General features: G+C 26.5%; 13 protein-coding genes. 10 read left to right on the top strand and 3 right to left on the bottom strand.

Annotated elements, in window-relative coordinates; translation table 11 throughout:
• Positions 1-43 precede the first annotated feature (43 nt).
• From D9T19_RS14180 to D9T19_RS14150, 7 genes are all read left to right on the top strand, one after another.
• Positions 44-316: a CRISPR-associated endonuclease Cas1 gene (locus tag D9T19_RS14180; RefSeq protein ID WP_121628904.1), complete on the top strand. Its 273-nt coding sequence runs from the start codon at positions 44-46 to the stop codon at positions 314-316.
• The gene (locus D9T19_RS14175; RefSeq protein WP_121628903.1) at positions 309-3,284 is read left to right on the top strand and encodes a CRISPR-associated endonuclease Cas3''; all 2,976 of its coding nucleotides are present in this window, start codon (positions 309-311) and stop codon (positions 3,282-3,284) included. The genes D9T19_RS14180 and D9T19_RS14175 overlap by 8 nt, the downstream gene beginning before the upstream one ends.
• 681 nt (positions 3,285-3,965) lie before the next feature.
• Positions 3,966-4,100 carry a Hin recombinase gene (locus D9T19_RS14910; protein WP_228198016.1) on the top strand — a complete coding sequence of 45 codons (135 nt, stop codon included), beginning with the start codon at positions 3,966-3,968 and terminating at the stop codon, positions 4,098-4,100.
• 63 nt (positions 4,101-4,163) lie between these two features.
• Positions 4,164-4,523, top strand: a complete 360-nt coding sequence (locus D9T19_RS14165) for a hypothetical protein (protein ID WP_162984607.1) — start codon at positions 4,164-4,166, stop codon at positions 4,521-4,523.
• A gap of 232 nt (positions 4,524-4,755) precedes the next feature.
• Positions 4,756-4,854 (top strand): helix-turn-helix transcriptional regulator, encoded by a 99-nt coding sequence (locus D9T19_RS14160; RefSeq protein WP_121628901.1) that lies wholly within the window; start codon positions 4,756-4,758, stop codon positions 4,852-4,854.
• An 87-nt stretch (positions 4,855-4,941) separates the two neighbouring features.
• Positions 4,942-5,124 carry a hypothetical protein gene (locus D9T19_RS14155; protein ID WP_121628900.1) on the top strand — a complete coding sequence of 61 codons (183 nt, stop codon included), beginning with the start codon at positions 4,942-4,944 and terminating at the stop codon, positions 5,122-5,124.
• Positions 5,125-5,135: 11 nt separating this feature from the next.
• Positions 5,136-5,720 (top strand): hypothetical protein, encoded by a 585-nt coding sequence (locus D9T19_RS14150; RefSeq protein WP_121628899.1) that lies wholly within the window; start codon positions 5,136-5,138, stop codon positions 5,718-5,720.
• 134 nt (positions 5,721-5,854) lie between these two features.
• Here the strand turns inward: D9T19_RS14150 and D9T19_RS14145 are convergent, their stop codons facing one another.
• The 3 genes from D9T19_RS14145 to D9T19_RS14825 form a co-directional block, all read right to left on the bottom strand.
• Complete coding sequence (locus tag D9T19_RS14145; protein ID WP_162984606.1) at positions 5,855-6,124, bottom strand: transposase; 270 nt, start codon at positions 6,122-6,124, stop codon at positions 5,855-5,857.
• Between the two features lie 17 nt (positions 6,125-6,141).
• Complete coding sequence (locus D9T19_RS14140) at positions 6,142-6,900, bottom strand: group II intron maturase-specific domain-containing protein (RefSeq protein WP_228198019.1); 759 nt, start codon at positions 6,898-6,900, stop codon at positions 6,142-6,144.
• Positions 6,901-7,058: 158 nt separating this feature from the next.
• Positions 7,059-7,409: a Tn3 family transposase gene (locus D9T19_RS14825; protein ID WP_228198018.1), complete on the bottom strand. Its 351-nt coding sequence runs from the start codon at positions 7,407-7,409 to the stop codon at positions 7,059-7,061.
• Between the two features lie 37 nt (positions 7,410-7,446).
• On the opposite strand from D9T19_RS14825, the gene D9T19_RS14130 reads away from it, so the two are divergent.
• The 3 genes from D9T19_RS14130 (at position 7,447) to D9T19_RS14120 (ending at position 9,133) form a co-directional block, all read left to right on the top strand.
• Positions 7,447-7,833, top strand: coding sequence for a recombinase family protein (locus D9T19_RS14130; protein WP_205588732.1), 387 nt, complete (start codon positions 7,447-7,449; stop codon positions 7,831-7,833).
• A 282-nt stretch (positions 7,834-8,115) separates the two neighbouring features.
• Entirely contained in the window at positions 8,116-8,736 is a 621-nt protein-coding gene (locus D9T19_RS14125) for a class I SAM-dependent methyltransferase (RefSeq protein ID WP_228198015.1), read from the top strand.
• Positions 8,737-8,758: 22 nt separating this feature from the next.
• Positions 8,759-9,133, top strand: a complete 375-nt coding sequence (locus D9T19_RS14120; protein WP_162984605.1) for a 7TMR-DISMED2 domain-containing protein — start codon at positions 8,759-8,761, stop codon at positions 9,131-9,133.
• The last annotated feature ends 19 nt before the right edge of the window (positions 9,134-9,152 follow it).

The raw sequence follows: 9,152 nt of genomic DNA, 5'->3' as shown, positions 1-9,152 counted from the left end.
TATAGAGGCTTTAAAATCTAGTTTAAGCTATATTTAAAATTCTTTGTCGCATTTTTCCCAAATATGTAAAGGTATTCGAATATCTTATGCTTTTGCTTTACTACATGGAAAAACAAGAAGAGGTGCATTAGTCTTTGATGTTGCTGACTTAATTAAAGATGCAATATGCCTTCCTTTTTCTTTTTATTGTTCCTATAATGGAGTAACAAATAGTGATTTTAGAAAAAGGCTTATTGAGATGATACATAAAGAGAAGATACTAGATAAACTATTCTTGCAAGTAAAAACCATTGCTGTAGGTGATTCAAATGTATAAAATAAATATTGTCTCAAGATGTCAAAAAAATGCTCTAAAAAAAACAAGAGCAATTGTAGATTTGTATGCAAAAAGAATATCTGATAAGACATGGCAATGTAATATAACTAATGAAGGACTTCAGAATCTTGTTTCCCATTTAAGAAAAGAGGCAAGAAGAAATACTTCTGTATCAATTTATATTTTTAAAGAAGGAGTAATGAAACTATTTGTAATTATAGGGAACAAAAACAAGTTCGGAATAGATGGTTCATGCCCTGTTTCTACAAGCGATATTTCAAGCCATGACAAATACTTCAAAAGCAGTGGAAATAAAAACATCTCAGAATATAAACAATTATTGAATCTAATAGGATATTCTCACGATTTAGGAAAAATGAGTAATTATTTTCAAAAGTTTTTATCAAATCCAAAAAAGCCAAATAAAGACCTGCTTCGACATGAACTATTAAGTGTTCTGTTTTATTTAATAAATGAAGAAGTAAAACAAGGTACCGATACAAAAGACTTTATATCTAAAGAACTTGCAAAAATTAAGTCTAGTGAAACTAAAAAGTTTTCAGAAATATCCTTTCCAGAGAATAGCATTCTAATAGCTACAGTATTAACTCATCATAAAATATTAGGATATTCTGGGAATATCATCAATCTAAAAGAACATATTAGAGATTTTGATGATATAAAAGATAAATTTGATGTTGATTTTTGCATGAAACACTTAAATCATTCAGATACAAAATATATTCTTCAACGATTTTTCAGTTTAAAAAAAGACTTGGAAGATAAAAATATTTTTTTCAAGCTCAACAGAGGTCATTTTATTTATTTTAGATTAGCGTTAATGCTTTCAGATCATTTTGTATCTTCAAGAGTAAACAAAAACAAAAAGCGTCACAACAAAGAACTACTAGCAAAAAGTATAAGCTATGGAGGTGAGTCTTTAAAAGCTCACCTATCAAGAGTGGGAAAAGTAAGTTCTATTATTATAGAAGACTTTACAAAAATAAGAAATAAATTAAGTCATATTTATAAAAATGAAATTAATGAAAAAATTTTTATCCCATCTAGAGGCAAATTCTTGTGGCAAAATAAAGCATTAAAACAATTAAAACAATCGTCAATAAATAAAAAACCAAATTTAGTATTTCTTGCTTCGTCAACGGGGAGTGGAAAAACAATTACAGGTATTAAAATAGCTGCTATGCTTTCTGGAGATTCTGGCATTAGATTAAGTGTTGCGTTAGGATTACGAACTTTAACTACACAAACAGCTAAGGTTTATGAAGACTTTATCAATAGAGATAATATTGCTACACTAATAGGTTCAACAGATGCTTTAGAACTGAATAAAAAATTAGAAGAAGAATGTATAGAAAATGATAAGGTTGATTCTTATGAGAATATAGATTTAGATGGAGGACTGAGAAGTTCAAACTTGCCAAAATATATTAAAACACAAGCTTATAATCGAAAAAGAGAGACATTAATAGATACTCCTGTTCTTATTTCAACTATTGATTATTTAATAAAAGCCACTGACTGGAGAAAATCTAATCACATATTGGCACAATTAAGACTAATGAGTTCTGATTTAATAATTGATGAAATTGATATGTATGGCACTGAAGATTTTAAATCAGTGACTAGAATGATATATCTATGTGGACTTTTTGGGAAGAATTTAATCATAACTACTGCGACATTATCAAAAGAAGTAGCGACTGCTATATCAGATGCTTATTATGAGGGCAATAGAGATTTTTCTTTATATGAGGGAGTTAATAGAGATTTTAATGTTCATTTGCTTAGTGATTTCATAAATGAATCATATTCTACTGAAAACATAGAAAAACTAGAAGTAAAAGATAAGCTAAAAGGTAGTATCGAAAAGTTATCAAAGGACATAGAAAAAAACGATTGGAATAATAAGGCTGTCATTTTTGATAATACTAGTCTTTCAGATTATGTCGAAAACAGCATAGAACTTCATCATAAAAATAAATATAGCTATAAGGATATACAGACTTCAATTGGCTTAGTTAAAGCAAATAGCATAAAAGATGCTTATAAAATTGCTAATGAATTTAATAATCAAGCAGAGGATTTAGACAAACAAAATATAAGATTAAATTTAATGTTTTATCATGGAAGACTTCTTTTAGGGACAAGGATTTTTTTAGAAAAGAAATTAGATGAAGCACTTTATAGAAAAGGAAAAATAGACCCTTTCTTAGATAGTAGTATTATTAAAGAAGCTTACAATAAAAAAGATGAAAACACGACAGATATTGTAAATATTGTTATAAGTACAGGAGTAGAAGAGGTAGGTAGGGATCACGACTTTGATTGGTGCATAGTAGAGTCTACATCGACAAGGTCAATTATTCAAATTTGTGGAAGAGTACGAAGACATAGAGAAGAAAAAGCTATAAATACAAATGTAATAGTAATGAAGAATACTTTTAAGCAGCTATCAGAAAAGCAAGATTCTAAAATGTTTAACATTGTAGATTATAAATTGAATTCATCTTATATAATGTCACCTCAGAAAGATACTTTACCTTTTATTGAAAATAACCAAATAGAGAGTGAAATGAATAGCTATTTTAATAATAAACTATTTGCAAAGAGTAAACACACTAGCTTTATAAGTAATAGATTTTTTACAGAATGGAGAGCAGGAAGTTTTCAATTTCAAATGATACTAGCAAGAGATGATACATTGAAAATAATTGATAAAGAAAATGTTTTAGTAGAGATAGATGATAGTAGATATACTTATATAGAAGTAAAAGAAAAATTTAACTATATGAATGATTCAAATATAGAAGACATACTGGATAAACTTTTAAATGTATTAGAATTTAGTGAAGATGATTTTGAACAGAGATTTAGAAGTATTGCTATTCCAGATTACATCTTTAAGTCTCCCAATACATTATTAAGCAAGGTTTATGGGATAGTTTAATATTATTTTGCAATCTATATTTCAATAATTTTACCTGCCACTGCATAAGTGGTTTAAAATAATTATGATTGAATTATAGATTCTTTATTGCTATTTATTAACTCCTAAAAACTGGAGAGGTAACTAAAATTCGAGAGTGTAAAATGAACTCGTATAAAAAAATAAGCTAAAATTCACTCTAAGTCTTTTAATTAGGAAAGTGTAGCCTCATAATCCTTTTTTTATGATATTTTAATAAGTATGTTATACCTACATAAACAAAATTGCAATATAACTTTATCTATTTTGAATTATTATAAAACAAGATGAAGATATCTTTTAATTATAAACCACCTCAATCTTACAATCTAAAATATCACAAACTAATAAAGCAAATGCAAAATCAAATCTAGTCGGATAAGGAAGCAACCTCACAGTCACTCCCTCTCCTAAGAACTGTACATTCCACTTTCACGGTATACGGCTCAAGCATTAATAACTAAATTTATTGCGAAGTTTTAGGGAAATATATCGTTTAGTAAAGTATAAATCATCATCTTTATTATAAGGGTTAGCAGTTGCTTGCTACTATTTTAATATGTTTAAGTAATAGCAGGACTTCAAGCAGCACGTGCAAGAGGTAGAAGGGGTGGAAGAAAATTTAATCTTACTAAATCTCAAGTAAGACTTGCCCAAGTATCAATGAAAAATAGAAATACAAGTGTTGTAGAACTTTGTAAGGAACTAAAAATTACAAGAGTTACTTTATATAAGTATGTATCTCCAGAGGGTGAAATTAGAGATTATGGGAAGAGGGTCATTGAAAATAGAATTTAAGCCATATTTAAAATGCTTTAACTTGAATAAATGTTATAATAATTAAAATAATTTAGGCAAATAATGAAAAAGATATTATACATCGTGTTAATTGTAATTATAGCAAAATATGGTTATGACAGTTATATAGAAAAAAAAGAAGAAAAAAGAATAGCTAATAAAATTAAAAAAGTAGATGATGAAATTAAAACGTCTCTTCGTGGTATTTCATCTAAAATTAAAAATTATAAAATATTATATGCTGGTAAAATAAGAAGTGATATTAATGACTATTATATTCAAGGAAAATTAAAAGATGGAAAATTATTCAGAGCTTATATTCAATATAATGGAAATAATAATGGAGTTCAATACTCATCATATGGACTAAGAAATTGTTGGGGATCTTTCCTTAATCCAAAATATAGCTTATGTGACAATTGAAATTAATAATTATTTATAAAATATTCTAAAGGATGCTTAAATAAAAAATATATTTTTTATTTTGTTTTTAGTAACAGTTGCTTTTGGACAAACATATGAAGATGGTTATAAAGCTGCTTAGAAAGATGTACTTGAAGAAAGTGAATTAAGAATTGAAACATTAGAAATTATTGAAAAAATAAATACTACAACTGGGGGAGTGTTCATTAATCTCGTATCCTAAAGATCAGTTATGAAAAAGACTGGTATTGTAAGAAGTACTATATGGCTTTGGGTTAGTGATGAGAAATTTCCTAAACATATTAAATTAAGTCCTAGAATTACAGTATGAAGGAAAAACTATATAACATTGTAATATCATTTGACATATTATGTTTAATATGATATAAATAGTGTTAAATGAAGAAAGGAATAACTTATGACAAAAACTATATATAAAAAAATATCATTATCAGAAATACATAAAGAAGCATTAACAAAAGCTACAAGTGATGTATATTTAAGAAAAGTTGAGTCTTCAGATTCCCAAAGAAGAAGTAGATTTAAATCAATAAGAAGAAAAACTAATACAAAACTATGTAGTGCCATGGCAAGAATATAAAGATATTATCATTGACAGATGAAGAATACTATCAATCACTTGAATTAACACAATTAACGACTTTATTAAAGGATTATGAGGAAGTAAAGGTTTTGAAACTACTTGAAACTTTTACTTGTAGTATTAATGAAGACTTACAAAACTTTTTACATAATAAAAACAAAGCAATAAGACTTGAAAAGAGTCATGTAACAAGAACATATTTATATACTGCTATAACGGAAAATAATAACCCAGTTATTGTCGGTTATTTTACAATTAGTTTAAAAGTATTAGAAACAAATGGTCTATCAAAATCTATAATTAAAAAATTAGATGGCATAGACAAAGCAAGAAAACATATCCCTTGTTATTTAATTGCACAATTAGGTAAATCAACAAACTGTTCATCTAAAATTGGTCAGTTTATGTTAGATGAATCAATAGAGACAATAAAAGAAACTAATTCTATTATAGGAGGGCGTTTTATAATTCTCGACTCTGTAAATCAAGAAAAAGTTATATCTTTTTATGAAAAGGAACCTAATTCTTTTATTTTATTAGATGAAAAAGATAAGAGTAAAGAAAATCTTAAAATGTATTATCCTTTAATTTAGGGCTATATTTAAATAATAGCACTATATAGGGTGTAAATCCATATTTCCTTTTTATCGGCAATACCCTTTAAATCTAGCTTAAATTTAGATATATGGAATTGTTAGATCCCATATATCATCGACAATGAACAAAATTATTTTTCAGGACTGATAGTATTCATAAATCCTTTTGTCTCTTCAAGAGCAATTAAACGATGAATTCGTTTTGAATAGCTTTGGAAGTCGTATATTCCAAATAAATTAATGTGAGACCAGGCAACAATTGAACTATTTTTGAGAGCATCTAATATCTCATCTTTTTCTTTTTGGGTCGGGGCTTGTTGTAATTTCTTTGTGATATAGTCGGATAAGGAAGCAACCTCACAGTCACTCCCTCTCCTAAGAACCGTACTTGCTACTTTCACAGCATACGGCTCAAGCATTAATAACTAAATTTATTGCGAAGTTTTAGGGAAATATATCGTTTAGTAAAGTATAAATTATCATCTTTATTATAAGGGTTAGCAGTTGATACTATTTTAATATGTTCAAGTAATGGCAAAGCCGATAATCTTGCTACATACTTAATACCATTTGATAAAGTTTCTGATTGATAGTTAGGTGATAGTTTAAAATATTTTTTATAATATTTCATTATTTCTCGCCTTTGATGAAGTCTTTTGACCCAGTTAAAAGATTTGTACCAAATATATCGGTCTAGTAGTGAGAATATAACCTTTGAATTAACAAATCTATAATAGTAAGCCCAACCTTTTATTAAAGGGTTTAGTTTATCAATTAATAGTTCTAAAGGTGAAGAGTTATGTTGTTTAAATATCTCTTTGATTTTAGATTTAAAAGATTTTATTCCATCTTTACTTGGTTTTACTATCACTTTATTATTTGGATATTTTCTGAAATTAAAACCTAAGAAGTCAAATCCTTTTCGTATATGAGTAATAAAAGTTTTCTCTTTAGAAAGCTCTAGTCCTCTTACTTGTAAAAATATTTCTATATCTTTTTGAAGTAAACGAAGATTTTTCGGGTTATTGCTGATGATTACAAAATCATCGGCATATCTTACAAAATTAAAATGATTACTGTATCGATATAAAATGACACCATCTTTCATCTTTTGGAATTTCTTTCTATGACTTTTAGCTATTTCTTCAATCCCATCAAGTACCATATTTGCTAGGATTGGAGATATAGAATACCTTTACATATTTGGGAAAAATGCGACAAAGAATTTTAAATATAGCTTAAACTAGATTTTAAAGCCTCTATAAGGACATTCCCTTTACTTAGATTCTTTCCAAACTCATAAAACCATTTCTCGTCCAAATATAGAGTGATTTTTTAGCTAATCATTGATAATACTTTTTTATCTATTTTTGTAAAATCATAAGTACCATAAAAATTGATATGACTCCAGTGAACTATTGAACTGTTCTTTAGTGCTTCTATGATTTCATCCTTTTGTGTTTGTGATGAAGCTAGTTGCAATTTTTTGTTGATGTATAAGTAGTTCCAAAGTATGACAGTATTTTGAATAAGTCTTTTGCAGTTATTTGCAATATTTTGTTCCTCTTGTGATGCAAATATAAACTCTGCATTATTTCTAAAGAATACTGCTTTAGAAAATTTATTTGAAGCCTCTACTTTATTAAGTTGTTTCTCAATTCTTTGGCGAAGTTCTACTGGAGATATTATTATTGTAAGCGAACTTTCTCTCTTAGGCAGAAGTATGTTGGAGATTATGGAGATACTATCTATAGCATCTCAAAAAGAAATAAAAATATACGCAATAAAAGGCAATTGGAATCTTGATGATTCTATTCAAAGTAAAGTTATGGCAATGGCATTTGCTATTGCATCGGAAATCGAAAGAGATTTTATTTCAATTCGTACAAAAGAAGCATTACGAGTTAAAAAGGAAAATGGGATAAAACTTGGTCGTCCAAAAGGACCAGGGAAAAGTAAACTTGATAAATTTAAACCTGAAATTGAGGCTTTACTATCAAATGGATCAACACAAAAATTTATAGCAAATAGATATAACACTACAGAAGCTAATCTTTATAACTGGCTCAAACGCCATAATCTAAAAAGGTCTAAATTAAGCAATATTTAAGAGTCGTGTCGCATTTTGTACCTTTTTGTAAAGGTTACCTTATTAATAAAGCAACTATGTCTAGGTTATTTGGATGTAACTTTTTTAGTATTTATAATAAGTTAGAAGTATAATATTAAACAATCTTTTATTTATTTTTTAGATCAATTATTTGTGTAAATTTTTTACAATTCTTATAATATATACATAATTTTTAAATAATATTTGTTTAATTATAATTTTTTATTATATTATAATTAAAATAGATGATTAATTATTATAATCTTTAAATAAAGGTAAATTATGAAAGAAAAAGATTTTTTTAATAAGAAATCACAAGTTTATGAGAATGATGTTAAAAGAGTAGACAATGTAAAAAATATAGCTTTAGGAATAAAGAAAGCAATTAATTTAAATTCAAATCATGTTTTTTTAGATTTTGGTTCTGGTACAGGTTTATTAACTGAATATATTTCAAAAGATATAAAAAAAATTATTGCAAATGATATTTCAAAGACAATGAATCAAAAGCTAGAAGAAAAAATCAAGGAAAAAAAATTCATATGTGATGTAGAAATTGTATCAAAGAATATAATATTTGAAGAAATATCAGTAGAACCTTTAGATGGAATAATTTCTTCAATGACAATACATCATGTTAAAGATGTAAAATCTCTAATGGGAAAATTTTTAAAAATGTTAAAAGCTGGAGGAATTATTGCACTTTCTGACTTAGAACTGGAGGATGGAAGTTTTCATACAGAAGATACAGGAGTTTATCATTTTGGTTTTGATAAAGAGTATTTCTTTAATCTTGCAAAAAGTATTGGTTTTGTAGATTTAAAAATTGAAACAGTAAGTGTTGCAGAAAAACCTTATGGAAAATATCCTATATTTTTACTAACTGGTGTAAAGCCTTCTTAAATATTTTATTAAGAGATATATTTTGAAAGTATTATTTTTATCTTTATTTAGTTTTCTTTTTGCTGAAATAAAATTAGATAAAAATAGAAGTAGAAAAAATATACTAATTGATTCATATATCTATATTGATAGTAGTAGAAAAATTGATATAAAAGATATTAAAGAAAATAGAATAAACTTCTCAAGAAATTATAAAGAATATTTAGAATTTGGATACTCTCCTAATTTTAATGTATGGATAAAATTTGATATTTTTAACAATACTGAAAAAAAACAAAAAAAAATCATTGAATATGCTAATCCTTTAACTACAAATATAGAATTCTATAATTTAAAAAAGAATATAATTATGGAACTATTGCTATCACATTTCATGGAATACTTGATGATAATTTAAATATAGAAAGAGAATATCC

It is taken from the genome of Poseidonibacter antarcticus (assembly GCF_003667345.1).
Lineage (GTDB): Bacteria > Campylobacterota > Campylobacteria > Campylobacterales > Arcobacteraceae > Poseidonibacter > Poseidonibacter antarcticus.
The sequence above is the reverse complement of the archived record's forward strand: the minus strand, read 5'-3'. Positions and strand labels throughout refer to the sequence as shown.